The sequence below is a fragment of the Oleiphilus sp. HI0066 genome, from assembly GCF_001635725.1.
The window spans coordinates 1-799 of record NZ_LWFH01001462.1 but is presented as its reverse complement, the minus strand read 5'-3'; the positions used below and the strand labels follow the sequence as shown (position 1 = coordinate 799).

At 44.2% G+C, this 799-nt stretch carries 1 protein-coding gene and 1 pseudogene; both read left to right on the top strand.

Translation table 11 applies throughout. The features are described 5' to 3' along the window. A pseudogene (locus A3738_RS31400) lies at nucleotides 1-294 on the top strand (hypothetical protein); the annotation flags it as partial. After that, nucleotides 282-799: mannosyl-3-phosphoglycerate phosphatase (locus A3738_RS22710; protein WP_156504426.1), on the top strand; the 518-nt coding region annotated here is incomplete at its 3' end. The pseudogene A3738_RS31400 and the gene A3738_RS22710, both read left to right, overlap by 13 nt.

The following is a 799-nucleotide window of genomic DNA, read 5'->3' as shown; positions in this document are numbered from 1 at the left end:
GATCTGTGGTGTTTTTTAAAAGCGCCGTCTTTTGCTTCTGTTTACGAATGGCGACTACAACAAGAGAAGAAATTAATAGACACGCTCAAGCCAGAAGATGCTGCTGATGGAATTCTTGATGAGAAAAGTTTGAAGCGTTTCATTGCACATTATGAACGTCTGACTGAGCGTTTGTTAGATACATTTTCTACCCGAGCCGACATCGTTTGGGAGCTTGGGGGCGACAGGCATGTCCAACACATGCGCGTACAGGGAGAAGTCGCTAAAAAAGGATTTGAATTATGCGGCCATTAAACGACATCTTAATCTTTACGGATTTAGATGGCACCTTACTAGACCACGAAACGTATAGTTACAAAGCTGCGCAAGGCGCAATCACGGTGCTTCGCGAACGCAACGCTCACATTATTCCTGTTACAAGTAAAACGCGCGCTGAAGTGATGATCTTGAGGGCTTCACTGGAATTAAACACTCCGTTTGTTGTAGAGAACGGCGCGGCCGTTTTCATTCCTAAATCTCAATTTGAGTTTAATCACGACTCACTCTTAGATTGCGATGAATTTTGGTGCAAGGCTTTTGGCCTCCCAAGAGAGCAACATCAAGACCTGATGAGTAAGCTTTCACGCGAGCTTCAAGATTGTTGTATGACGTTTGGGATGCTTGGAAACAAGCAAATAGCGGAAGTAACCGGTCTGAGTCTAGATCATGCTGCGTTAGCGAATCAAAGAGAATATTCTGATCCTATTTTATGGCAGGGGTCAGATGTCCAAAAGAGTCAACTTCGCAAAGAAGTAGAAGG